Annotated in this window: 21 protein-coding genes and 2 pseudogenes; 19 read left to right on the plus strand and 4 right to left on the minus strand. The window is 59.6% G+C overall.

Annotated features, from left to right (window positions below):
- Positions 1-9 precede the first annotated feature (9 nt).
- The 13 genes and pseudogenes from J1C56_RS16680 (at position 10) to J1C56_RS16740 (ending at position 12,837) form a co-directional block, all read left to right on the plus strand.
- Positions 10-1,401 carry a dihydroorotase gene (locus J1C56_RS16680; protein ID WP_214391168.1) on the plus strand — a complete coding sequence of 464 codons (1,392 nt, stop codon included), beginning with the start codon at positions 10-12 and terminating at the stop codon, positions 1,399-1,401.
- Positions 1,398-2,441 carry an NAD/NADP octopine/nopaline dehydrogenase family protein gene (locus tag J1C56_RS16685; RefSeq protein WP_214391169.1) on the plus strand — a complete coding sequence of 348 codons (1,044 nt, stop codon included), beginning with the start codon at positions 1,398-1,400 and terminating at the stop codon, positions 2,439-2,441. Before J1C56_RS16680 ends, J1C56_RS16685 begins: the two co-directional genes overlap by 4 nt.
- Positions 2,431-3,225 carry an FCD domain-containing protein gene (locus J1C56_RS16690; protein WP_214391170.1) on the plus strand — a complete coding sequence of 265 codons (795 nt, stop codon included), beginning with the start codon at positions 2,431-2,433 and terminating at the stop codon, positions 3,223-3,225. Before J1C56_RS16685 ends, J1C56_RS16690 begins: the two co-directional genes overlap by 11 nt.
- A gap of 1 nt (position 3,226) precedes the next feature.
- A complete protein-coding gene (locus tag J1C56_RS16695) occupies positions 3,227-4,102 on the plus strand; it encodes an ABC transporter substrate-binding protein (protein WP_214391171.1) in 876 nt (291 codons plus the stop codon).
- 24 nt (positions 4,103-4,126) lie between these two features.
- Positions 4,127-4,969, plus strand: a complete 843-nt coding sequence (locus J1C56_RS16700; protein WP_214391172.1) for a fumarylacetoacetate hydrolase family protein — start codon at positions 4,127-4,129, stop codon at positions 4,967-4,969.
- A 454-nt stretch (positions 4,970-5,423) separates the two neighbouring features.
- Entirely contained in the window at positions 5,424-6,440 is a 1,017-nt protein-coding gene (locus J1C56_RS16705; protein ID WP_214391173.1) for an aromatic ring-hydroxylating oxygenase subunit alpha, read from the plus strand.
- A 158-nt stretch (positions 6,441-6,598) separates the two neighbouring features.
- On the plus strand, positions 6,599-7,501 hold the full coding sequence (locus J1C56_RS16710; RefSeq protein WP_214391174.1) for a LysR family transcriptional regulator: 903 nt from the start codon (positions 6,599-6,601) through the stop codon (positions 7,499-7,501).
- Positions 7,502-7,637: 136 nt separating this feature from the next.
- The gene (locus J1C56_RS16715) at positions 7,638-8,609 is read left to right on the plus strand and encodes a PDR/VanB family oxidoreductase (RefSeq protein WP_214391175.1); all 972 of its coding nucleotides are present in this window, start codon (positions 7,638-7,640) and stop codon (positions 8,607-8,609) included.
- A gap of 29 nt (positions 8,610-8,638) precedes the next feature.
- Positions 8,639-9,766, plus strand: coding sequence for an S-(hydroxymethyl)glutathione dehydrogenase/class III alcohol dehydrogenase (locus tag J1C56_RS16720; protein WP_115732167.1), 1,128 nt, complete (start codon positions 8,639-8,641; stop codon positions 9,764-9,766).
- Between the two features lie 59 nt (positions 9,767-9,825).
- Entirely contained in the window at positions 9,826-10,386 is a 561-nt protein-coding gene (gene gfa / locus J1C56_RS16725; RefSeq protein ID WP_214391176.1) for an S-(hydroxymethyl)glutathione synthase, read from the plus strand.
- Positions 10,387-10,491: 105 nt separating this feature from the next.
- Positions 10,492-11,472, plus strand: coding sequence for an ABC transporter substrate-binding protein (locus J1C56_RS16730; RefSeq protein WP_214391177.1), 981 nt, complete (start codon positions 10,492-10,494; stop codon positions 11,470-11,472).
- Positions 11,473-11,782: 310 nt separating this feature from the next.
- Positions 11,783-12,286 (plus strand): annotated as a pseudogene (locus J1C56_RS16735) (tyrosine-type recombinase/integrase); the annotation flags it as partial.
- A 329-nt stretch (positions 12,287-12,615) separates the two neighbouring features.
- Positions 12,616-12,837, plus strand: a complete 222-nt coding sequence (locus tag J1C56_RS16740) for a hypothetical protein (protein WP_214391179.1) — start codon at positions 12,616-12,618, stop codon at positions 12,835-12,837.
- 16 nt (positions 12,838-12,853) lie between these two features.
- Here the strand turns inward: J1C56_RS16740 and J1C56_RS16745 are convergent, their stop codons facing one another.
- The 4 genes and pseudogenes from J1C56_RS16745 to J1C56_RS16760 form a co-directional block, all read right to left on the minus strand.
- Entirely contained in the window at positions 12,854-13,021 is a 168-nt protein-coding gene (locus J1C56_RS16745; protein ID WP_214391180.1) for a hypothetical protein, read from the minus strand.
- Positions 13,022-13,326: 305 nt separating this feature from the next.
- Positions 13,327-13,801: pseudogene (locus J1C56_RS16750) on the minus strand (cytochrome P460 family protein).
- Positions 13,802-14,523: 722 nt separating this feature from the next.
- On the minus strand, positions 14,524-14,976 hold the full coding sequence (locus tag J1C56_RS16755; protein ID WP_214391181.1) for a GFA family protein: 453 nt from the start codon (positions 14,974-14,976) through the stop codon (positions 14,524-14,526).
- A gap of 488 nt (positions 14,977-15,464) precedes the next feature.
- Complete coding sequence (locus J1C56_RS16760; RefSeq protein ID WP_214391182.1) at positions 15,465-16,388, minus strand: helix-turn-helix transcriptional regulator; 924 nt, start codon at positions 16,386-16,388, stop codon at positions 15,465-15,467.
- A gap of 212 nt (positions 16,389-16,600) precedes the next feature.
- Here J1C56_RS16760 and J1C56_RS16765 point away from each other — a divergent pair, with 212 nt between their 5' ends.
- The 6 genes from J1C56_RS16765 to J1C56_RS16790 all read left to right on the plus strand — a co-directional run bounded on the left by J1C56_RS16765 (position 16,601) and on the right by J1C56_RS16790 (position 23,595).
- Entirely contained in the window at positions 16,601-17,656 is a 1,056-nt protein-coding gene (locus tag J1C56_RS16765) for an aromatic ring-hydroxylating oxygenase subunit alpha (protein WP_214391183.1), read from the plus strand.
- A 147-nt stretch (positions 17,657-17,803) separates the two neighbouring features.
- Positions 17,804-18,799 (plus strand): PDR/VanB family oxidoreductase, encoded by a 996-nt coding sequence (locus J1C56_RS16770; protein ID WP_214391184.1) that lies wholly within the window; start codon positions 17,804-17,806, stop codon positions 18,797-18,799.
- A 158-nt stretch (positions 18,800-18,957) separates the two neighbouring features.
- Entirely contained in the window at positions 18,958-19,989 is a 1,032-nt protein-coding gene (locus tag J1C56_RS16775; protein ID WP_214391185.1) for a BMP family lipoprotein, read from the plus strand.
- A gap of 74 nt (positions 19,990-20,063) precedes the next feature.
- Complete coding sequence (locus tag J1C56_RS16780) at positions 20,064-21,599, plus strand: ABC transporter ATP-binding protein (RefSeq protein WP_214391186.1); 1,536 nt, start codon at positions 20,064-20,066, stop codon at positions 21,597-21,599.
- On the plus strand, positions 21,596-22,666 hold the full coding sequence (locus J1C56_RS16785; RefSeq protein ID WP_214391187.1) for an ABC transporter permease: 1,071 nt from the start codon (positions 21,596-21,598) through the stop codon (positions 22,664-22,666). Before J1C56_RS16780 ends, J1C56_RS16785 begins: the two co-directional genes overlap by 4 nt.
- The gene (locus J1C56_RS16790; protein ID WP_214391188.1) at positions 22,663-23,595 is read left to right on the plus strand and encodes an ABC transporter permease; all 933 of its coding nucleotides are present in this window, start codon (positions 22,663-22,665) and stop codon (positions 23,593-23,595) included. Before J1C56_RS16785 ends, J1C56_RS16790 begins: the two co-directional genes overlap by 4 nt.
- Positions 23,596-23,644 lie beyond the last annotated feature (49 nt).

A 23,644-nucleotide genomic window follows, 5' to 3' on the forward strand; every position in this document is an offset into this window, starting at 1 on the left:
GCGACGACGGTGCCTGATGCCGAACGCGCCATCCGCGGCGGGAAGATAGTACTGGCCGACGGTATCGTTGAGGCCGACATGATCCTGCATGGCGAGATCATCGTCGGGTTCGAGCCTTGGGGCACGCCCCTGCAGTCCGGCGATATCGACGCGCAGGGTCTTTTTGTCATGGCGGGTATGATCGATCCGCATGTGCACATGCGCGATCCTGGCCAAGCAGACAAAGACGACTTCGTGAGCGGCACGGCCGCCGCCGCCATCGGCGGTGTGACGACGGTCTTCGACATGCCGAATACGGTGCCGGCCGTGTCGACGTCCGCGATCCTCACCAGCAAAGCCGAATATCTTCAGTCGCGTTCTCTGATCGACTTTGCACTTTATGGCGGGGCAGGAGCGAGCAACCTCGATACTATTGTCGAGCAGGCCGATGCCGGCGCCGTGGCCTTCAAGTCCTTCATGAATGCACCGGCCCCCTCCGCCGGTCCGGATGGACTGACGCGTTGTCTGCCCGATGACTATGTCTTTCTCCTTGCCATGAAACGGATCGCACAGACCGGGCGCATCGGCGTGCTCCACGCCGAAAATGACGTACTGTGCAAGTCGCTTGCCGCGAGCCTGCGCGCCCAGGGTCGGAATGACCCGGCCGCACACGGAGAGTCGCGCCCCAACTTCGCCGAGGAAGAGGCGGTAAGCCGCGCGATCCTGCTGGCACGCGAAGCAGATGCGCGCATCAGCTTCGCGCATATCAGTACGTCTGGAGCCTTGGAGCGCATTCGCCACGCCAAGCGTCAAGGATGGCGCGTGACGGCGGAGGCATGTCCGCATCATCTTCTTCTCAACGAGGAGGTTCTTCTCAAGGTCGGTCCCTACGGCAAGATCAATCCGCCGCTCCGATCCGAGAGTGATCGCGCGGCTGTTTGGGCAGCCCTGTTGGATGGCACGATCGATTTCATCGGCACCGACCATGCTCCTTATCTGGTTTCAGAGAAGGACCCTGGCTGGAGCGACATCTGGCAGGCGCCGTCCGGTGTGCATGGCATTGAATCTGCTTTGACTGTTTTGATCACCGAGGTGGTGTGCGGGCGACTGACACTGCCGCAACTGACAAGGCTTGTGTCTGGCAATGTTGCGCAGCTCTTTGGTCTTGCGCCAAGGAAGGGGGCCCTGATCGAGGGCGCCGACGCAGATTTCGTGCTTATCGATCTTTCCCAACGCGGCAACGTCGATCGCAACGTCATGCAATCGAAGAGCCGTGACGCTGCACAGCTTTGGGATGGGCGCGAAACGCGAGGCGGCATTGCAGCCACCTATGTTCGCGGCAGGGAAGTTGCACGCAACGGAGTTGTTACGGCAGAGCCGGGATATGGCCGCTTCATCCGGCCGGAGAGAGTGTCGAAATGACCGCGTTTCCTGAGATAGCGGTTATCGGTGCTGGCGCCATCGGCCAGACTTTCGTCGTCGATTTTACACGGCGCGGCTACACAGTCAGTGCGCTTGTCGAGCACAATTCGGCCCATGTTGATGCCTTGCGCGAGGTTGGACAGATCAGACTTAGCGGCCACATGGGTGAGGTGAATGTTTTGATGCCTCCTCTCGCTCTCGATGCCGATGCCGCGGCTAAGGGTCGAGTGATACTGGTGGCTACGACCGTCGACGCCCACGAGGCGGTCGCTCATGCACTTGCTCCGGCGTTGATGAACGAGCACTTAGTGCTTCTTGCCAATGGCTATGTGAACGGTTCACAGCGCTTTGCTGCCGCTCTCGAAGCGGGTGGCTGCACGACAAGGCCAGCGGTGCTCGAACTCAACACCACGCCCTTCCTCGTTTGCAGTCCAGAGCCGGGTAGGGTGCACGTGACTGCCCGTAAGCGTTGGATGGAGTTGAGCTCATTCGAAGACGGGCTTGCTCGCAAACATCATGAACTGCTCGCAGGTATCGTTCCGGGCATCGAAGTTTGCGACAACGCGCTTGCCTCCAGCTTGAACAACCAGAACCCGGTCGCTCACGTGCCGAGCTATCTCTTGAATGCCGCCGAGGCCCGCTGCTCCGAGCCGGTCGCGCCTGATGCGACCCGTGGCGGCGCCTTCTACCTCGAGGACTATTCCTCCGAAGAGGTACTGCAGCTGCGTACGGCGCTGGACCATGAACGCATGCAGGTCATGCGCGCTCTTGGGCTTGGAGACTACGCCATTGCTCGCACCGAGTTTTCGCTGAAGTCCTATGGGCCAGGCGCTCGCGAGGCCGTGTCACCACGCATGGGCCGGACGTTCTCCAGACGGTTCGTTACAGAGGATGTTCCCTACGGTCTCATTCCGATAGAAAAACTCGCGCGGCAGGCGGGCGTCAATACTCCAGTTATTTCCGGTATCATCACACTGATTGGCGCGCTCGAATCGTATAATTGGCGGCGCCGTTGCAAGGGGGCGGATGATGGAGACTGATAGAAACGAGGCGCTGGAATTGGTCGCCCTTGGCGTGCTTGCGGAAGCAGATGGACCAGTGGGGTCGATGCGTCTGGCGGAAGCCTTGCAGGAGGCTGGGCACGACCTGTCACAGGCGACTGCTGGTCGGTTTCTGCGCCAGCTTGACCTTCTTGGCCTCATCAAGGGCGATGGAGGAAAACGCGGCCGCACAATCACCCGGGACGGCATCGCACGCTTGGAAGACCTGCGTGACAAGATGACCATGCGCGAGAAAAGCTCCCGTCTCATGGATGCAGCAACCGTCACGGATCTGTCGGACCTCCATGAACTCCTGTTGGTGCGGCGTGCGGTGGAAGCCGAAGGAGCTCGCCTCGCCGCACTTCGTGCAAGCGATGCCGAACTCCAGGACATTCTTGCTCAGGCGCAATCGCATGTCCGTGACGTTAGGGCTGAACGTGTTCCGGAGGCAGAGAGCTCCACGCGCTTTCATCGAAGCATTGCCGAGGCCTCGCACAATCCGATGCTGATCTCGGTCGCGCTTGTACTGCTCGAGCCGTCGAATCCGGCGCTTACGGGCGTTCTGGAAAATGTCTCCGTGCAGTCCTCCAGAGTGGCCGGCCATGCCAACGAGCATGTGGAGATTGCAGAAGCGCTGATCTCTCGCGATCCGGAGCGGTCGCAACGGCTGATGCATCGGCACATCTCCAGCATGATAGCGCCCGTTCAGGACACCCTTGCAACAGGCAACGGGTTGGTCATCGAACCGCTGCTTTCCGGCGAAATTGGTCTGAAGCTGAGCTGACATGTCATCCTCCAGACTTGCAATTGCCAGCGCCCACCATCTTGCCTACGCCCCGCAATACGTGGCCCAGGCGCTTGGGTTCTTTGAACGTGAGGGTGTAGAGGTGGAGTTGCTGGCCTGTCCAGCGGGAGATTCCGCCATCATCGATACCTTGAACAACGGTCAGGCAGATCTGGTTCTCGGCAGTGTGCTCTTTGCCTTGAGGATGGTGCAGGAAGGTCTTTCGCCGGTCCTCGTGGCCCAGAGCAATCAGAATACGCGCCACTGGCTGATGGCGCGCGAAGACCAACAAACGTTCGTATGGGGAAAACTGCGAGGCGCGACAGTCGTTGTATCGCCGACCAACGTGCCTACGCCATGGGTCGCATTCCGCCAAGCTTTGTTCAACAAAGGCTTAGCACTCGACGAAGTCGCCTTTGTGATTGGCTACTCTGCCGAACAGGCAGTGTCCGAATTCAAGCGCGGTGTTGGAGATTTTCTGCTGGTAGACCCCGAATCCATCGAACCACGGACAGGGTTGAAGGAGGTTGCATCCGTTGCTGCTGCGCTGGGGCCTGTACCGTGGAGCGTCTATTGCAGCACATCAGTGCTCGCCGCTGAAAAGAATAGGCCTTTCGTCGCGTTTCGCCAGGCAGTCTCTGCGGCGGCTATATGGCTTTATGACAACTCAGCCCAAGAGGCATCGCGTGTACTTGCCAAGGTCTTCGCGGACAAAAGAGCAACTGACATTGCCGCACAGGTGGCACGATACCAGCGCGCAGAGCTTTGGGTGCCCGATGCCACGGTTAACCCTGCCCATGTCGCGACATGGGACGATGCACTCAGGCGCGGCGGCTTGATGCCCAATGGCCTTGGTCTGGCGCAACTCTGCCGGTAGCCTCAATAAGTCAGGACATAAGAAATGAAGCTCTTGCGATATGGCGAGAAGGGCCGCGAGCGCCCGGGCCTGCTGGATCAGGACGGCTGTATTCGCGATCTTTCGGAACACATCGACGACCTGTCGGGCAACGCCTTGGAGACAGGGACGCTCATGCGGCTCGCTGCTATTGATCCGCGCTCGTTGCCGATGATTGAGGGGGAGGTGAGGCTTGGCCCTTGCGTGGGCCGGGTCGGCAAGTTCATTGCCATCAGCCTCAATTTCGGCGACCACGCCGCCGAGGTGGAGCAGGAAGTGCCACAAGAGCCTGTGGTCTTGCTCAAAGCCACAAGTTCAATCAGCGGCCCGAACGACGACGTCGTCATTCCACGCGGATCCACCAAGGTCGACTGGGAAGTGGAGCTTGGAGTCGTCATTGGCAAGGGCGGCGTCTACATCGACGAGGCTGACGCACTCGATCACGTGGCAGGCTATTGCATTGTCAATGACGTGTCGGCGCGTGATTTCCAGATGGAGCGCGGCGGAACATGGGACAAGGGCAAGGGTTGCGATACGTTTGGGCCCCTTGGCCCATGGCTCGTCACGAAGGACGAGGCTGGAGACGTAAGCAATCTGGACATGTGGCTCGAGGTCGATGGCAAGCGCTATCAGGACGGCTCAACGCGCACGATGATTTTCGGGATCGCCGAGATCGTTTCATATGTATCTGGCTTTATGAGCCTTCAGTCAGGCGACGTGATCACGACCGGCACGCCCCCGGGCAACGGAATGGCACAGATACCCCCCGTGTTTCTCAAGCCCGGCAATGTGATGCACCTGCACATAGACAAGCTTGGTGAACAGCGACAAAGGGTGGTTTCGAGTTAACGTGCCAGTGCGGCGGGTCTGCGCCGATCCGGATGACTGCGATCGAGCCAAGAGAAGCTTGAGGTTTCTAAGGCGTCCCCCGACTTGAACGAAAGCTGGCGCCGGCCGCGCATGGGCTGCCTTGTCGCAGCCGGGCCACCTTTAACGTCCGCAATCTGGCGGCGTCATGGTGGAAAGGAGCAACTAATACGAGGTCGGCAGCTATCCGCTGGATTGAGGCGGAGAGCGGACAGTCCGTTGTCGGCCCCTTTTCACGGATGCCGCCATCTCAGACGAGGCAGTTTCGCAATGGGTTGAAAACCGAACGGCTTGGCCGCTCCACCGCATCTAGGCGGGCATCGAACTAGTGATTTGATCGATAGTCGATATTTGGATTCACGATTTCAACAAAAGCGTCTCAAGTGACAATCTTTGGCTCAGGACCTATCCACAAATCGGAGCCAGAGAGGAGTCCATGCCTTTTATCAGAAACACTTGGTACGCAGCAGCTTGGTCGAAAGAAATAACTCGACAGATGCTTGCACGTACGATCGCCAATGAAAAGATCGTCTTTTATCGCACCGAAGCCGGTGGTGTCGCCGCAATCGAAGATCGTTGTCCGCACCGTTTTGTTCCGCTTCATCTTGGCAGGCTTGAAGGCGACATTGTCGAGTGCGCATATCACGGACTCTGCTTTGATCCGTCAGGCGCTTGCACTCTCAACCCGCACGGAGATGGTAAGATCCCGCGCGCGGCTCGAGTGAAAAGTTATAAGGTTGTCGAGAAGTACAACGTGGCTTGGCTTTGGTTCGGCGAAGCCGAGCTGGCCGATGAAGGCCTGATCGCTGACTTCAGCATCATGACAGACCCGAGGTTTTGCACAGTCAGCAGCTATCTTCATGTCAGGGCGGGTTACCAGCTCATTTCCGATAACCTTCTCGATCTTAGCCATGGTCAATACATCCACCCAATGTTTAAGAATGCGGAGGGACCGCCACACTTCGAGCCGGAGAAGAATCCGTCAGACAACGAAGTCTGGGCACGCTTCTCGCGACCGAACCAATACCCAAACAAGTACTTCCAGATGCTCGGCTATCCGGCGGATCAGCGAGGCGACCATCGCAACTTCATGCGTTGGTCGACGCCATCACTCCTGCTACTCGACGTTGGAATGACTGGCGTTGGCCGGCCTGTCGAAGAAGGGCTATCAATCCCCACCTCGCACCTGCTCACCCCTGAAACGGACCTTACCACTCACTATTTCTGGGCCATGTCACGTGACTTCCGCCAGGACGAAGTAGCGTTGAGTGAGGAGCTCTTGCGGGTTGGGGTAGCGGTCTTTGACGACGAAGATAAGCCAGTAATCGAGGCCCAACAGATTGCGATCGACACCAGCGAGCTGATGGCGCTCAATCCCGTCTTGCTGCAAACCGATGGGCCGGCTGTCAGAGCTCGGCGTATCGTTGACGCCAAGCTGCAAGCGGAGCGCTAGCATTTGACTCTTGCGCGCCCCGGAAAGAGCAAAGTCTCGTCCGGGGCGCAGCGGGCTATTCTCATTTGGATTGGCAACGAGAATGATCAAGCGATTTGTGGCCCGCGCTGCGGAGATGAGCTAACGTGCAGGGAGCCCCAACCGTTCAAAAGCGCGTCATGCGATTCCGTCACCTTGATATGAATTTGCTGGTCGCGCTGGACGCAATTCTCACGCACCAGAACATTACGCGTGCATCCGAGCGGCTGTGCTTAAGTCAATCCGCCACGAGCGGGATCCTCGCCCGTCTACGTGAGCATTTTGAGGACGACCTCGTAGTTAGAAGCGGCCGCCGCATGGCGCTCACGCCCTTGGCAGAGGAGCTAATTACCCCACTCTCCGCAATTCTCTCCGAAACAGAAAAACTCCTAGCGATGAGGAGCGCATTTGATCCTGCGAGTTCGGACAGGCAGTTTACCATCGCCTGTTCCGACTATGTCTGGGCAACGTTAATAGTCGAAATTATTTCGCATTTGCGCCTAATTGCACCTTCGGTGAACATTTACTACCAAGGTCCGAGTTCCCGCTTCTACAAGACTGACATCGACCTTCTGATTGTCCCTGACCGATTTATGCTTGAGGATTGCCATTTTCTCCCGCTGCCCTCTAAAGCATATGTATGCATCGTTTGGGCGAACAACGATCTGATCGGCAATTCGATTTCATTGGAAGACTTTCTAGAAGTCAGGCATGCGCAAGCCTATAGTGAACGAACGACCTTTATCGAAGCCTGGTTTCTTAAGCAGTTCGGAAAGGCCCCAAGAGCAGGAATTACGGCTCCCAGCTTTACGCTGCTGCCCGATGCTTTGATCGGGACCCATTTCCTCGCATTGGTGCCCCAGGATCTAGCTGAGCGAGCGGCCGCACACCTTCCAATTCGAACAGTTGAGGTCCCGTTTGAGCTGCCACTAATGACTGACGTCTTGCAGTGGCGCCGTTCCCATGACCGGGACCCCGGCCTGCAATGGATGCGCGACGAAGTGGTCCGTGTTGCGGCTCAGAAATCAAAAACGAAAAACTGATCTATCGCGCTGACGGATAGCAGCCGTCCACAATGCCAATTTCCCCGCACCGTTGCGCTTGCTTACAATTCTAGAAGTCAGGTCTCTCCTCGACAACGTGGGAGCCGAAAATCCTGATCAATGGGTTTGTATGCCGATGACCAATGAAGCTAGTCAATTTATGAACGTGCGCATCCGTCGTTTCGAGGTGATCGCAAAAGACATTGCATGCTTAGAAATTGTTCCTGCTGGTGATTTTGACCTTCCTCCCTTTTCGGCCGGATCCCACGTCGACGTTTTCATCAACGAAGGCGTCATTCGACAATACTCGATATGCAACGATCCGGCCGACCCCTCTTATTATCGCCTTGCAGTCCAAAAAGAGGCGACCTCGAGAGGCGGATCTAAAGCGATCCATGAGACATTCCACACCGATGATGTCATCCGTATCGGCCGGCCACGGAACAATTTTGGCCTCACAGCAAGTTTAACAGATGTTGTGCTAGTCGCAGGAGGAATTGGCGTCACGCCGATCCTGTCGATGGCATATCAGCTATCTATCCTGCGAGCGGAGTTCACCTTTCACCTATGCGCTCGTTCCCGGGATCGCGCGGCCTTCATCGACGAGATCGCCGCTAGTTCTTTCGCATCGAAATTTCACCTTCACCTGGATGAGGGGCCATCCCAGCAGCGCTTCGATCCCTCGCGCGTTTTTGCCGGGATAGGCCCGCAGGCCACAATCTACATTTGCGGCCCTAGAGGCTTCATGGATTTTGTCACAAACGCTGCGAAGAGTTCTGGCTGCTGCTCTGCAGACCAAATTCATATCGAAAGCTTTACGTCACTCAAAGTCGAAGGGGAGGCCGAGTTTGAGGTCGTGGCTGCGCGCAGCGGAAAGACGATTACCGTGCCCTCCGACAAGTCGATCGCCGATGCACTTATTGATGCCGGAATCGTACCGACTCTTTCTTGTGAGCAAGGCATCTGTGGAACGTGTTTGACACGAGTAATAAGTGGCGATGTCGACCACCGAGATACTTATCAGACCGAAAAAGAAAAACTCGAAAACAAACAGATGTCCATTTGTTGTTCGCGTGCGAAATCAAAGCAATTAGTGCTCGATATATAATACTACTCAACACCAAATAGGGATCATCGATGAAAACCCGCGCCGCCGTCGCCGTAGGAGCCGGAAAGCCGCTCGAGATCATGGAGGTCGACCTCGAGGGGCCGCGCGAGGGCGAGGTGCTTGTCGAGATCAAGGCGACCGGCATCTGCCACACCGACGAGTTCACGCTGTCGGGTGCCGATCCCGAAGGCATCTTCCCGGCTATCCTCGGCCATGAGGGTGCCGGTGTCGTCGTCGATGTCGGTAAGGGCGTGACCTCGCTCAAGAAGGGCGACCACGTCATCCCGCTCTACACGCCGGAATGCCGCTCGTGCCCGTCCTGCCTGTCGCGGAAAACCAACCTCTGCACCGCGATCCGCGCGACGCAAGGACAAGGGTTGATGCCTGACGGCTCCAGCCGGTTCTCGATCGGCAAGGACAAGATCTTCCATTACATGGGCTGCTCGACGTTTTCGAACTTCACCGTGCTGCCCGAGATCGCGCTCGCCAAGGTCAACCCGGACGCGCCCTTCGACAAGATCTGCTACATCGGCTGCGGCGTGACGACAGGCATCGGGGCGGTCATCAACACCGCCAAGGTCGAGATCGGTTCGACGGCGATTGTCTTTGGTCTCGGCGGCATCGGCCTCAACGTGCTGCAGGGCCTGCGCCTTGCCGGTGCCGACATGATCATCGGCGTCGACATCAACAATGACCGCAAGGCCTGGGGCGAAAAGTTCGGCATGACGCATTTTGTCAATCCGAAGGAGGTCGAGGGCGATATCGTGCCTTACCTCGTCAACATGACCAAGCGTGGCGCCGACCAGATCGGCGGCGCCGACTACACCTTCGACTGCACCGGCAACGTCAAGGTGATGCGCCAGGCGCTCGAAGCATCGCATCGCGGCTGGGGCGAAAGCATCGTCATCGGCGTCGCCGGTGCCGGCCAGGAGATTGCGACGCGGCCATTCCAGCTGGTCACCGGTCGGACCTGGAAGGGCACCGCCTTTGGCGGCGCGCGCGGCCGCACCGACGTGCCGAAGATCGTCGACTGGTACATGGAAGGCAAGATCCTGATCGACCCAATGATCACGCATACGCTCAAGCTCGAAGACATCAACAAGGGCTTCGACCTGATGCATGCGGGCGAAAGCATCAGAAGCGTGGTCGTTTACTGAGCTCCCTTTGTGGGAGCATCCGCATCCAAATTTTTCTCAGCAACACGGAGCAACAAGATATGATTTCAGTATCGATACATCCCGCAGTCGACGGCGGGGTCAAACCCGGCAGCTCAAGCTTCAGCGGCGGCACGCTTGTCTGCGCCTGCGCCGACCGGCCGGTGAAGGTGGCGATCAAGGGGCAGGTCGCCCACAACCATGCCTGCGGCTGCACCAAGTGCTGGAAGCCCGAGGGCGCCAAGTTTTCTGTCGTCGCCGTCACCGCGCATGAAAACGTCACTGTGCTGGAAAACGGCGACAAGCTCGCCGTGGTCGATCCGTCAGCACTGATCCAACGCCATGCCTGCAAGGCCTGCGGCGTGCACATGTACGGTCCGGTCGAGCGCGACCACGCCTTCAAGAGCCTCGACTTCATCCATCCCGAGCGCTTCCAGGAAGCAGGCTGGGCCGGGCCCGGTTTTGCTGCCTTCGTGTCGTCGATCATCGAGGCGGGCGTCGATCCCTCCGAGATGGACGGCGTGCGTGGCCGGCTGAAGGAACTCGGCCTCGAGCCTTACGACTGCCTTTCGCCCGGGCTGATGGACTATATCGCGACCTGGGCGGCGAAGAAGGTGTGCTGAAGTCATAACCAGTCAAGATATCCATCGTTGGGCCACTCAATAGAACGACAATTTGAAGCGACGAGGGTGGCATCCAATGGGCGATCAACACAATGGGAGAATAGCATGTCGAAGATACTGAAAATCATAAGTGTGGTCCTATTTGCTGCAACTGCCGCAATGCCAATCACATCGTGGGCAGCTGACCAGGTCAATGTGAGATTCAGCTGGAAATTGAAGGGAGAGTATGGATTCTTCTATCTCGGGAAAGAAAAGGGTTTGTATCAACGCAATAATGTCGATCCACATTTGGGCGAAGGTGCTGGAGCGCAAGCGGCTCTAGGCGCGCTTGTTCAAGGCAACGAGGACGTTGTTATTGTGCCTGCGATATTTGCTATCTCGGCAATCCAGAAGGGCATGCCCGTCAAGATCGCGGCGATCTACCAAAAGCGCACTCCGTTCGCATTCATCTCGAAGCTGGACAACGCTGTTACCAAGCCAAGCGAACTCGAAGGCCGCTCGCTTGCAGTTTCGGTCGGTGACACCGCTACGACTTATCTGGGTGCTTTCTGCAAGGCCAACAATGTTGATTGCAACAAAATCCAGCAAATTCAGTTAGATCCGCAACTGAAGATCCCACAATTCATGCAAGGGCGCGTCGATCTGATTACCATCTACACCAATGTGGATCTCCCACTCATCGAACAGCGGACCGGGATGAAGTTTGCCGTCCTCGACCTTCCGAACTTTGGTTTGTCGGTGCCAGGCCTGGCGGCGGTGGTAAGCGACCGTGGCATTGCCGAAAAGCCCGACGTCCTCAAACGCTTCCTACAGTCTACCAAAGAAGCCATTGAACTTACTCGCGAGGATCCCGCATCAGCTACAGCAGCGCTACTTCAAGCCTGGAGCGCGGCTCCCTCCCAGGAATTGGTCCAACAACAAATAGTGGCAACTTCTGCGACTTTGGATACTGGGAGTGAGAAACCAATCGGGTGGATTAGCGACGACCTTATCAATGAGGCACTGGACCTAATTTCCACGAATGAGCAGATAGGCGAGCGCCGGCCTTCGTCTGATTTTTATACAAACGAGCTTTTGGAGAAATAGAGCCGGTGTCTGGGTTAACCGCCTGGCAACGCCCAGGCGGTTCGACTGATTGTTTGCCTATCCTGTCTATCGGCGGTAGCCCTCGATCGGCGTCCGATTTTGTTCCCTTGGTACAGGGGAGTGGCGGCGACCTGGTCAGGCAAATCTAGATACCAGAGGCGAGGGTGCTTACTTTCGCGATAAGGTAAGCACCAGAGCGGCCGCTATTACCGTGCAGCTGCCGAAACCAGACCAGCAAGCTTCCGGCCCCCAAGCGGCGAGTGCCCTGCACCGTTTCTCCTTCGGCCAATCACGGCCGAGGAGAACTCACATGGGCCATTCTCAATTCGATGATGCCAGCCGCGAGCGCGCGGCTTGGAACGCTGGCAAGAAGGTGGGAACGAAGCGTCCGCTCACGCAGAAACAGATCTGGGCCGTTCGCTTCTTTCTCGATCGCGAGCGCCGCATTCGTGACCGTGCCCTGTTCGATCTTGCCATCGACAGCAAGCTTCGCGGCTGCGACCTGGTCAAGATCAGGATTGGCGATGTGGTCGCTGGGACAGAGATCAGGACCCGCGCGATCGTAGTTCAGCAAAAGACAGGCCGGCCAGTGCAGTTTGAGATCACCAGCGATGTGAGAGCAAGCCTGTTGGCTTGGCTGGAACGGCGTGGTGGTACCGTCGAGGACTTTGCATTCCCAAGTCGAGTCGGTCACGCACACCACATGAGCACAAGGCAATACGCCCGCTTGGTCGACGAGTGGGTGACCGCGATCGGGCTGCGTGCAGAGGAATATGGCACTCACTCGCTCCGGCGCACGAAGGCTTCAATGATCTAGAAAGCAACGGCAAAAAGCCCTGCCACCGACAGGCGACAGGGCGATTGGGTGGTTATTCAACGGTACTGGATACATGCCCGCTTCAGCCATGGTGGCGCGGCAACGGCCGGTAAACCCCGGGCGAATGGCTGGAAAGGGCGGGTATCTGCCGGTGCGGATGCTTGAGGAAGATGGCGAAGTGGATGGGAACGCTTAAGACAAGCCGGTTGCAGGCATTCAATCAGGATGGCTCCTCCGACCACGGATACGGCGGGGCGTAGCCGTACAAATCCCTTGAAATCCGCCGCCATCTGAATACGTTTCGGACATAGCAGGAGGATCTGATCATGGGCGACGCTCAGTACCTCAATCACAAGCTCGAATGTCCTCATTGCGGCACCGTTCGCCTACGTATTCCTGAAAATGTAGAGCCGAACACGCCGATTTCGTGTGAGGATTGCGGCAGACATCTCGGTATTTGGGATGAGCTGCAATCCGATTTCGCAAAACAAGGCGGGATGAGCGGCATGTTCCGACTGGCGCAAGGTCGTATCCGAAGGATCGCCTAGGCGTCGGAGAGTGACGTTATTTCTTTTTCGCCAACAGCGTCGCCTCTCTCACCAGGGACGACCACTCGTATCCGATGAGAGCAATAAGCTTTCGAGCCTGCTCTTCAGTGATATTGGTCTCCTTTGCCAAACGCTGGACGAAAGCGATCCGAGGATCTAGCGGCTTGTTTGGCACGTCGGTCATGTTTACCTCCGGCGTTTCCGCCGTGCCCCAAACAACGTCAAGGCTTAAGCGTTCCCTATCGCACAAAAAGCCCCGCAACCTTGCGGCGGCGGGGCTTGCATGGGGGCGGATTGAGAACCTAAGCGGGGGGGCCTTGGCCTCATGTCCGCGTTTAAATTGCATCAACAGAGGTTAATATTTGGTTAACGATCCTAGGTGGGCGGCGGTCGGAGCCAAGCGAGAATTGACTGCACAACAGGAGTAGCGCGGCGGCGGCGAGATCGAAGCCGAGCCGCATGAGGAAAATGCGGGACATGGGCGAAATCCTATTCGACCGGCGTGCCGTCGAAGCGGGGAACCCGGTTTGCCGTGAACAGGAAGCCGCTGCCCGACTGGCTGCTGTGGCACGATTGGCAGCGCGCCGTGTTCTCGTCCATGTTCACCGACCGGTCCGGCCAGAACCGCTGGAACTGCCAGTCGTCCGTGGGTAGGGACTCGTCATAGTCGAGCCCCCAGTCCGGGCCCTTCTCCATGACGAAAGACCTGGTCATTGCGGTAGTCGACGAGAACGAAATGGGTGCCGTGCGGTATGGGCTGCCTCTGCTTGACTGCCTCGATCGCCTCGGGCGTCGTCATAATGTGCTCGGTCACCTCGCCGCGCCGCACCGTGGTGTAGTGGACCAGCGCCTCGAGCTCCGGAAACTGCACCCGCGCGGTCTCGGCATGGACCTGCCAGCCGACGAGGGGCGCGGCGCAGGCAGCGAGCGCGGCCACTGCCGCAATATAGGCGTATCGTCTCATATCCAGAGCTCTCTGCGCATGTCGCCCGGTCTCGGCGAGCGTTGTCTGCCAGAGAGATAGACCCTTGCGAATTCTGCGATAAGGCGCCGATAACTGCATGCATCTGTAAGTTCAGCTAAAAAATGGGCGATCGTGACCTGTCATCGAAACGCGCGTTGGATGTTCCAGGACAAGCGTTTATGACGGGACTTCGGTGCCAACCTGTTCACTGTGCGCGAATGTCAGCTGTCGCGGTGTGCAGGATACAAGGCAGACTGTCCGGTCACGGCCCCGTCACCGTCGACGACAATCGGGGCGTCGACGGTGACGATTCAGCTGCGAGCCTTACGCTTCCTCCTCCATGGAGCATTCGCTTCCCGGTCGCCGGTCATGATGCAGCCATAGGGCAGCACCTCGTCCTCTCAGTAAGATCATATTGCTTTATCTGGCGACGCACGATGCCGTGGAACGGTCGATATCGCCCGATGTTGCTCTTCGCATTTAAGCGCTGGCGCTATGTTCGCAAGGATGATGCCCCGGTCGAATGCGATACTGCTAGTCAGGCCATTGAGGTGGCCAAGGCGTGCGCGTCAGGCGCATCCTGAACCCAACGATCTATGCCGAGCGGGCCGAAGTCGCCAAAGACGTCCTTGGTGTCGCTGAATGGCATGAGGAACGCGCCGCCCGCGCTGCACAGGATCAGGAGGCCGCGCTAGGTGCCGTCATTGTCAAAGGCCGGCAGGTCAAGGTGGAGAGGGCTCATCGGCCGTTACGGGGCCAGGGGCTTGCGAATGACTAGGCGGATCCCGATCACCTTCAAACTGAACCGTGTCGGGCAGGGGGGTAAACCACGTCTCGCGGCGCCCGGCCCACAACTCGTATTCCGGGGTCAAGTCGGTCGGAGCCTCGTCGAGACTTCCAATCATGACTTCGACCTCCTCGTCGGACACGGAAAACACGCGGCCTCCGCATGTAGTGCAAAAGCTTCGGCCGGCGTACGTGGTCGTGAAGCCGGATCTTTGTTCGAATGCCTCCGATGGCCAAACAGCAAACGCCGCGAATGGAGCACCACTCGTCTTGCGGCACTCAGTGCAATGGCAAATGCCGACCCTGAGCGGATCGCCGGTTACCCGAAATGTGACGCCCCGACAAACGCAGCTGCCGGATCGGAAGGGCACAGCAACTTGGTCTTGCATGGCGGGCCTCCTTTCCCAAAAACAACGGCAAGCACCCGATGTCCGTTCCCGACCTGCATCGGAAGCGCGAGTGAAGCATCGATGCGATATCTGGAAAGTTGCCCGTGAATGCGGGGTGATCCTGCGGGAAGGGCACGAGCATAGTCCGACCAGCTGGAAGCCGCGTGAATGCTGTAAGCCTACGCTGCGCGAGATCGGCCAGGACCATGGCGAGGATCACTTGCGCCTGATCCTGATGCTGATGACCGGCACCAAGATCAATTCGTCGCGACCGGAACGGCCGCTATTCCATTACCTCATCCGCGGAGCTGACGGACCGCTCCCGGCCCCCAATACGTCGTCTGGCGCGCCACTGAAGACGCGTCAAAAAATCCTTGAACTTGCGTTCAATGTCCAGCCAAGCTGCTTCGGCATTGGGGTCGGCAACCGCGTACGCAACGGCACTTCGTGCGATCCATGTGCGCGACCAAGCCCGCCGAACGGCCACTCTAGGCTGTTGTGTTGGGGGGGATTTCTTCTTCGACCATCATCGCCGGTGACGTCTCGGGCTGGAGTACCGTCGTATCGGGAAGCGCCATGCCATAGGCTGTGTCGCCAGCGCCTTCGGCGACGTCGCTTGCCACGCGGTAGCCCTTGTTTTCGCGAACCTGGCGCGGAGACATTCCGAACTGTTCGGATATCTGCCGCGAGAAGTGGAATGGGTTCTTGTAGCCGCACTGATAGGCGATGTCGGAGATCGGCAGAGCCGTCTGCAGCAGCAGGGAATGGCCGCGCGAGGCCCTGACTTGCCAGAGATAACGCATCGGGGTGGTGCTGATGTGCTTGCGGAATGATGAAACCAGATGTTGCGGCGTGACACCGACAAGAGCGGCGAGGCGTTGGACCGTAATCTCCTTTTCGTAGTTCTCGTCGATGTAGAAGCGGGCGCGCAGAACGGAACGCGGCGTGAGCCGCTCCTGCTCGGACATCTGCGCTTCATGGAAGTAGGCGAGAAAGATCGACTCTCCCAGTGTGTTGCGAAGCTGGTTGAGATTGGAACCCGAGCCTGCGCCGAGCTCCACCCCGATACGCTGAATGCTCTCGATGCGCTGCGGCAGGGGAATCCGGGTCGGCAACGAGCGCAGCCGCGAGGCAAGTGCTTCGCTGACGTCGCCAGCGTAGCCCTCGCACCAGCTCACCCGCGTGTGTCGTCCTTCGGTGTATTCCATGGAGATGCTTCGCTCATTGCGGAAGAAGCCGCAGCTCCGGGAACTCAAGACGGTCTCGTCATCGTCGCAGATGACCCTTGCCTTGCCTTCATGGATGATCAGCAAGGTCACATAGCGTTCTTTCAGGGGCCCGTAGACGCCGCCTGCCGGGTATATCGCTTCACCGAAGGCGAAGCCCCGGCCATTGTCGATAAATGCACGCATAGCCAAGGCCTCGCTTGTCGCGTCATGCGTTTTCTTAGCACGGCTAAATGCGTCGTCAAAGATTAGAAGAATATGATCTTAATGGCAGATATGTTTTCGACTCGCGCAGGCATTCCGTGAAAACAAGGGCTGCGGAATACTCCATCCATCAACAGGCGAGCCGATCAAGCCGCCTGGACATGCCAGCAAGACGCATCCTGCGGAGGGAAAACGTGTTTCTGCCAGCCGACAATTCCAAGACAAGAAACGACCTGCCGCGGGGCTGCACATTTGCCGCGAGCGACTGGCATATCCTGGCCTCGTTCTGGCATCCGATTGCCTTCGTTCACGACATCGCCGACAAGCCGGTGCGCGCCAAGCTGCTCGACGTCGACCTAGTGATTTACAAGACATCGGCCGGCATCACTGTGGCCCGCGATTTGTGTCCGCACCGCGGCACCCGCATCAGCGCCGGCTGGATGACGGACGACCAGATCGTCTGTCCGATGCACGGGCTGCATTTCGGGCATGACGGGGCCTGTTCCAAGATCCCGTCGATCGCCAATTCCGAAGGGCGCATACCTCCCAAGCTGCGCCTCGAAACCTACGCATCGGTCGAGCGCTACGGCATCATCTGGACGTGCCTGAAGGGAGAGCCGATCTGGCAGCTGCCGGATTGGGACGGCATCTCAAACCCGGCTCTCCGGAAGGTTTATGTCCCTGAGGGCACCTGGTATGCGGCGGCAAGCCGGCATGTCGAGAACTTCAACGACGTTGCCCATTTCCCATGGGTGCACACGCAGAGCTTTGGTGGCAGCACGGTCGATCCGATCCCTCCCTACGACGTCGAGCAGACGGAGTACGGCCTGCGCTTCGAGCTGCCTTACCACGAAGGCTTCAACCGCTTCGACGATGGCGTCGAGGGCGACGAGCGCGACGTGGTATATACTTACGAGCTGACCTATCCGTTCTCCACGCTGATCAAGATCGATCCGCAGGGTTCCGACTACGTCGTCTACTTCGCCGACACCGTCTGCCCGGTGTCAGCGCGCGAGACACGCATCTTCCAGATGATGACCGACACCTCCGGTGATCCGGACACCGACTACTGGGTCAAGGATGCGCTGCTGATCAACGATGAGGACAAGCCAATGGTCGAGGAGCAGCATCCCGAGGAACTGCCGCTCGATCTGACCGAGGAAATCCATGTGCCATCGGATCGCATGTCGCTCGAATATCGCCGTGGGCTGGCCAGCAAATTTGGCCTCGGTGCGCCGATCGCGAGTTGATCCCGCAGCATCATCGCAACTGCAGATATCAGGAAAGACGATGCCGATCCGTTTCGAAACCTGCTTCCATCACCTGGCCGTGCTTCGCGCCCGACCAGCACAGGACGACGGCCCGGCAGCCCAACAATGGAGGAGGGCGTCTTGACCATGGCGTTCACGAGAAACGGGCTCACACCCGCGGCGCCGGTAGCCGACAACAGGTTCCGACTCCGGATCGCACGTAAGTGGACCGCTGCCGAGGGCATCGTCGCGATCGACCTCGTTGCACCCGATGGCGCGCCCCTGCCGGCATTTACGGCTGGGTCCCACATCGATCTGTTCCTGCCCGGCGGCTTCACGCGTCAGTACTCGCTCCGCAACGATCCGCGTGAACGTCACCGCTATGCAATCGGCGTGCTGCGTGAGCCTGGCGGCCGTGGCGGATCGGCTTACGTCCACGACAGGTTAGACGTTGGCGATGCCTTGGAGACGAGCACGCCGCGCAACGCCTTCGAACTCGATGAGGCCGCGCCGTTTTCGCTGCTGCTGGCCGGCGGCATCGGCGTCACGCCGGTCCTAGCCATGGCCCACAGGCTCTCGTCGCTCGGGCGGGATTTCGAGTTCCACTATTGTGCCCGCAGTGCAGGCCGGTTGGCTTTTCGCGACGAAATCGAGGCTTCGCCCTTTGCCGGCAAGGTCAGGTTCCATCTCGACGACGGCCCACCGGCACAGCTTCTGAGCCTGGACAGGTTGCTGGCGTATCGACCGGCTGGCGCCCATCTCTACGCCTGTGGTCCATCGGGGTTTCTCGATGCCGTGGTTGCCAGGGCCAAGGCAGGCTGGCCGGCGGATGCGGTCCATCGTGAGTATTTCGCCAATTCCGCTCCCAAGGCGCAAGCCGATCAGCCGTTCAGGGTCACGCTGGCGAGTACCGGCCACAGCTTCGACGTCGCGCCGGGGCGAAGCATCGTCGAGGTGCTGGCCGGAAGCGGCATCGACATTCCGGTGTCGTGCGAACAGGGCATCTGCGGCACCTGCGTGACCCGCGTGATTTCGGGCGAGCCCGACCATCGCGATCTCGTTTTGACCGACAGGCAGCGTGCCGACCACATGACGCTGTGCTGCTCGCGCGCCCGCAGCGCCGAGCTGATCCTCGATCTCTAGGCATGCCGAGTGGACGAAGGACATCGGCCTGTTGATGGCGGAGCCGGAGGAAGCTCGCGTCACCATCTGATCCGCCTCGAGGAGGAAGCGGTTCCACGACAATAAGAACAGTCGGGATAGAACCCAGACAATGACACCAGAGGGAAAGGTACAATCCTATGTTCGAACATTTCGCCAGAAAGCTGGCAGTCTTGGCGATGCTTGCCATCGCAGCCATCGTCGGAAGTCCTGAACGCTCAGAGGCAGCCGATCCGGACAAGCTCAACATCGCCGTCATCCTGTCGGCAGGCATCGAGAGCGCCTGGGACGGCACGTTGATCGAGGCGCTCGAACGCGCAAAAGTGGCAAAGCCCCATGGCCTCGATATCACCTGGAAATACACCGATCCGCTCTGGGGTGACGACGCCGGAGATGCCATGCGCTTGTTTGCCGAAAGCGGCGAGTATGACGTCATCTGGGCCCACAGCACCTATTCCGATCAGGTCAAGAAGCTGCGGGAAGAGTTTCCCGACATCCTCTTCGTCGTCGTCGGCTCAGGCAATGAAGGGCTCGGCGGCAACCAGTACTGGGTGTACAAGCGTGTTCATGAGCCGGCCTACCTGCTTGGTTATGCCGCCGGAAAGCTCACCAAGTCGAACAAGCTTGGTGCTGTCGGAACGTTCCAGGCTGATGACGTCAACGACGAGATCAATGCCTTTTTCGCCGGTGCTAAGGCGGCAAACCCTGCCGTGCAGCGCACGGTTGCCTTTATCGAGTCCTGGTACGATCCGGCCAAGGCTGGCGAATACACCAAGGCGCAGATCGCCACCGGGGCGGACCTGATCTTCCAGCTCACCGGCAATTTCAAGCCGTGCGAAGAAGCCAAGATCCTGTGCTTCGGCAATTTCCAGGACCAGAAGTCGTTCTCGCCTTCGACCGTCCTGTCGAGCGCCGTGGCGCAGTGGGATCCCGATGTCAGCTGGATCGTCGACGAATGGTGGGCGCACAAGGCCGAAGGCAAGCCCTATGCCGGCAACACCGACAAGCACTGGTTCCCGATGAAGGACGGCGGCTCGGCCGTGGTGCCCAATGCCGAGTTGCAAGCAAACGTGCCTGCTGATGTCCAGGCGGAACTCGACGATCTTAAGTCCAAGATCATGGCCGGCGGCTTCGAGGTGCCTGTCGACGTCTCCGATCCGAAGGCTAAGTAGCCTGTTGAAAGCCCGGCCGCGACGGGCGCCTTCGCCTGCCGCGGCCTTCGCTCACTCGAAAGTTGGTGCCTCTCATGTCCACTGCCTTGCGTGTCGAAGGCCTGACCAAGCGGTTCGCCGGGGTTACCGCCAACGACGATGTCGACTTCGATCTTCGCCGCGGCGAGATCCACTGCCTGTTCGGCGAGAACGGTGCCGGCAAGTCGACGCTTTCATCCTGCATCTTTGGCTTCTACCGGCCCGACAAGGGCGAGATCCTGCTGCACGACCAGCCCGTGCACATTGCTTCGCCGATGGACGCAATCCGCCACGGCATCGGCATGGTGCACCAGCATTTCGTGCTCGTTCCGGAATTCACCGTGCTCGAAAACATCATCGTCGGCACGCAACGGTCGGGTTGGCGGCTGAATGCCGCCGAGGCGCGCCAGAAGCTTAAGGGCATCTGCGACGGCTACGGCATCGATCTCGATCTCGATGCCTATGTCTGGGAACTGCCGGTCGGGCGCCAGCAATGGGTCGAAATCCTCAAGGTGCTCTATCTCGATGCACAGATCCTGATCCTCGACGAGCCCACGGCGGTGCTGACGCCGGGCGAGTCGCGGGTGTTGTTCGACATCGTGCGCAAGATGTGCGCCCGCGGCATGTCGATCATCCTGATTACCCACAAGCTGGTCGAGGTGATGCAGTCGGACCGGGTGACGGTTCTGCGCAAGGGCAAGGTGGTGGCGACGCTCGATAGGCCCGAGACCACGCCGGACGAACTGGCCAGGCTGATGGTCGGCCGCGATGTCTTCTTTACCGTCACCAAGCCCGAACTTGCGCCGGGCGAGACGATCCTGGCCGTCGAAGGCCTGTCGGCCCGCGGCTTCTGGGGCGATGCGGTGCTGAAGGATGTTTCCTTTTCGGTCGCTAGGCACCAGATCCTTGGCATTGCCGGCGTTGCCGGCAATGGCCAGAAGGAACTGTTCGAGGTGCTCTGCGGCGTGCGCAGGCCGGCCGCCGGTTCGATCATCTTCAAGGGTGAGGAGGTGGCCGGCATGTCGCCGCGGGCGATGATGGACCGCGGCGTCGGGCACATCCCCGACGATCGGTTCCGCGAAGGACTGGTGCCCGAGTTCAGCGTCGCCGAGAATGTCGTCCTCGGTTGGCAGCGCAACCCGAAATACTGCAAGGGCCCGCTGATGGATCGCGACGCGATCACTGGCCTGGCCCGGGAGATGATCGGCGAATACCAGATCGCCACGCGCGACGAGCATGTCGCGGCAGGCAAGCTCTCGGGCGGCAACGCCCAGAAGATCATCATCGCCCGCGAGTTCCTGCATGCCTCGGGCCTGGTGCTCGCCAACCAGCCGACGCGCGGCCTCGACGTCGGCGTCATCGAATATGTGCAGACGCAACTCTTGAAGAAGCGCGCCGAAGGCTTTGCCATCGTGCTCGCCTCGGAAGAGCTCAGCGACCTGTTCAACCTCGCCGACCTCATCGCCGTGATGTTCAAGGGCGAGATCATGGGCATCGTCGACCCCAGGACGGTCACGGTTGCCGAAGTCGGCGTCATGATGGCCGGCCGCCGTGGGGAAACCGCGGCCAGCAAGAAAAGGGTGTCGGCATGATCGTCTTCGAACGCAGGATGGAGGCGAACGCACTCTGGACGCTCGCTTCCTTCATCATGGCCATTGTAGCCGGCCTGGCGGCTTCGGCAATTCTGATCGCATCGACGGGCGCCAATGTGCCTGATGTCTTTGGCGCCTTGCTGCAGGGCTCGGTCGGTTCGCCTAAGGCGCTGGCAACGACGCTGGTCAAGGCCGCCCCGCTGATCCTGACCGGACTGGCGACGGTCATCGCCTTCCGCGCTCAGATATGGAGCATCGGCCAGGAAGGGCAGGTCTTTGCTGGCGCCATGGGCGGCTATCTCGGCGCCCAGCTGCTTGCCGGTCTGCCGCCGGTGCTGTTTTTTCCCGGCGTGCTGGCCTTCGGCATGGCGGCCGGCATGGGGCTTGGCTGGATCGCGGCGGTGCTGCGCAGCCGCTTTGCCGTCAACGAGATCATCTCGACGGTCATGCTCAACTATCTGGTCGTCTATCTGCTTTCATGGCTGCTGCAGGGCGGGCCCTGGGGCGAGACTGGCGGCACGGTTGCATACCACCAGTCGCCGATGCTGCCGGATGCAGCTTTCCTGCCGGCGCTGTTCGGCAGCAGCCGTCTTCATGCCGGGGTGCTGCTGCCCTTCCTCGCCGCCGCCATCTGCGCGCTCGTCATGTCGCGCACGCCTTTGGGTTATGAAATCCGTGGCCTCGGCTACAATCCGGAGGCCCTGCGCCACAAGGGCGTCGACATCGCCCGTACAGTGAGCGTGATCATGATGGCGAGTGCCGCACTTGCAGCGCTTGCCGGCGCCATCGAGCTTTTTGGCGTCTCTCACCGCCTGCGCGCCGACAATCTCATCGGCCTTGGTTATGCCGGCATCATTGTCGGCATGATCGGCGGCCTGAGCCCGATAGGAACCGTGTTTGCCGGGCTGTTCTTCGGCGGCCTGGCGAGCGGTGCCGTCTACATGCGGGTGCTTGGCGACGTGCCGGCTTCGCTGGTGCCGGCCATGCAAGGCATCACCTTGTTCTTCTTCCTCTGCGCCGGCGTCCTGGCGCGCTATCGAATCGTCATGAAGGTTGCCGTCCAATGAGCCAGCTGTTCCAGGAAGCGATCATCATCAGCATCCTCGCCTCAACCATCCGCATCATGACCCCTTTGCTGTTTTCGGCGATGGGCGAGCTGATCACCCAGCGTGCCGGCATCTGGAACATGGGCGTCGAGGGCACGATGCTCACCGGGGCCTTTGCCGCCTACCTCGTTGCAACGGCGACCGGCTCGCTGTGGCTGGCGGTGCTGGCAGCCGTCGTCGCCGGCGCATTGATGGGCATCGTCATTGCCTTCATGACCGCAACCTTGCGCGTCGACCACTTCATCGCCGGTCTCGGCCTCAACCTGCTTGCCGGCGGGCTCACGCTCTATTGGTTCCAGAGCTATATCCAGGGCCGGCCGCAACCGATCTTCTCGGGCTTTCAGGACGTTGCCATCCCACTGCTTTCCGACATTCCCGTCATTGGCCCGGTGCTGTTTTCGCAACGTGCCCTGACCTATGTCGCCCTGCTGGTCGTGCCGGTCGTCTGGTTCCTGCTCTATCGCAGCCGCTACGGGCTCGAACTGCGCTGCCTTGGTGAAAATCCCAAGGCGCTCGACGTCAAGGGCCTCAGCGTTTCGGCCCGGCAATATGCAGCCGTCATGCTGGGCAGTGCTATGACGGGCCTTGGCGGCGGCTTCCTCATGCTCGGCTTTTCCGACCGGTTTCTGGCCGATTTCACTGCCGGTCGCGGCTGGATCGTCATCGTTGCGCTCATCGCCGGAAACTGGCGGCCGAAGGGCGTTCTCGTCGCGGTGACAGCCTTCGCGTTCCTGGAATCGCTGGCCACCCACCTGCAGGTGGTGGGCGCCCAGGTTCCGCACCAACTGCTGCTCGCGCTGCCCTATCTCGCTTCGATCGGCCTCTTGATGGGCCTGCGCTTCCGGTCCGGCCAGCCGGCGAGGCTGGGCATCCCCTACGCCAGGGAATGACCGGGCCGGCTTTCGCAGCAGTTCCTTGCAGCGATATCTCCAACAGGCG

The sequence above is a fragment of the Aminobacter anthyllidis genome, from assembly GCF_018555685.1.
Lineage (GTDB): Bacteria > Pseudomonadota > Alphaproteobacteria > Rhizobiales > Rhizobiaceae > Aminobacter > Aminobacter anthyllidis.

Bases quoted from the DNA above. Each gene is read 5' to 3' on its own strand.
- J1C56_RS16685 (WP_214391169.1), top strand. From the start codon at position 1,398: ATGACCGCGTTTCCTGAGATAGCGGTTATCGGTGCTGGCGCCATCGGC.
- J1C56_RS16690 (WP_214391170.1), top strand. From the start codon at position 2,431: ATGGAGACTGATAGAAACGAGGCGCTGGAATTGGTCGCCCTTGGCGTG.
- J1C56_RS16695 (WP_214391171.1), top strand. From the start codon at position 3,227: ATGTCATCCTCCAGACTTGCAATTGCCAGCGCCCACCATCTTGCCTAC.
- J1C56_RS16700 (WP_214391172.1), top strand. From the start codon at position 4,127: ATGAAGCTCTTGCGATATGGCGAGAAGGGCCGCGAGCGCCCGGGCCTG.
- J1C56_RS16705 (WP_214391173.1), top strand. From the start codon at position 5,424: ATGCCTTTTATCAGAAACACTTGGTACGCAGCAGCTTGGTCGAAAGAA.
- J1C56_RS16710 (WP_214391174.1), top strand. From the start codon at position 6,599: ATGCGATTCCGTCACCTTGATATGAATTTGCTGGTCGCGCTGGACGCA.
- J1C56_RS16715 (WP_214391175.1), top strand. From the start codon at position 7,638: ATGACCAATGAAGCTAGTCAATTTATGAACGTGCGCATCCGTCGTTTC.
- J1C56_RS16720 (WP_115732167.1), top strand. From the start codon at position 8,639: ATGAAAACCCGCGCCGCCGTCGCCGTAGGAGCCGGAAAGCCGCTCGAG.
- gfa (WP_214391176.1), top strand. From the start codon at position 9,826: ATGATTTCAGTATCGATACATCCCGCAGTCGACGGCGGGGTCAAACCC.
- J1C56_RS16730 (WP_214391177.1), top strand. From the start codon at position 10,492: ATGTCGAAGATACTGAAAATCATAAGTGTGGTCCTATTTGCTGCAACT.
- J1C56_RS16740 (WP_214391179.1), top strand. From the start codon at position 12,616: ATGGGCGACGCTCAGTACCTCAATCACAAGCTCGAATGTCCTCATTGC.
- J1C56_RS16745 (WP_214391180.1), bottom strand. From the start codon at position 13,021: ATGACCGACGTGCCAAACAAGCCGCTAGATCCTCGGATCGCTTTCGTC.
- J1C56_RS16755 (WP_214391181.1), bottom strand. From the start codon at position 14,976: ATGCAAGACCAAGTTGCTGTGCCCTTCCGATCCGGCAGCTGCGTTTGT.
- J1C56_RS16760 (WP_214391182.1), bottom strand. From the start codon at position 16,388: ATGCGTGCATTTATCGACAATGGCCGGGGCTTCGCCTTCGGTGAAGCG.
- J1C56_RS16770 (WP_214391184.1), top strand. From the start codon at position 17,804: ATGGCGTTCACGAGAAACGGGCTCACACCCGCGGCGCCGGTAGCCGAC.
- J1C56_RS16775 (WP_214391185.1), top strand. From the start codon at position 18,958: ATGTTCGAACATTTCGCCAGAAAGCTGGCAGTCTTGGCGATGCTTGCC.
- J1C56_RS16780 (WP_214391186.1), top strand. From the start codon at position 20,064: ATGTCCACTGCCTTGCGTGTCGAAGGCCTGACCAAGCGGTTCGCCGGG.
- J1C56_RS16785 (WP_214391187.1), top strand. From the start codon at position 21,596: ATGATCGTCTTCGAACGCAGGATGGAGGCGAACGCACTCTGGACGCTC.
- J1C56_RS16790 (WP_214391188.1), top strand. From the start codon at position 22,663: ATGAGCCAGCTGTTCCAGGAAGCGATCATCATCAGCATCCTCGCCTCA.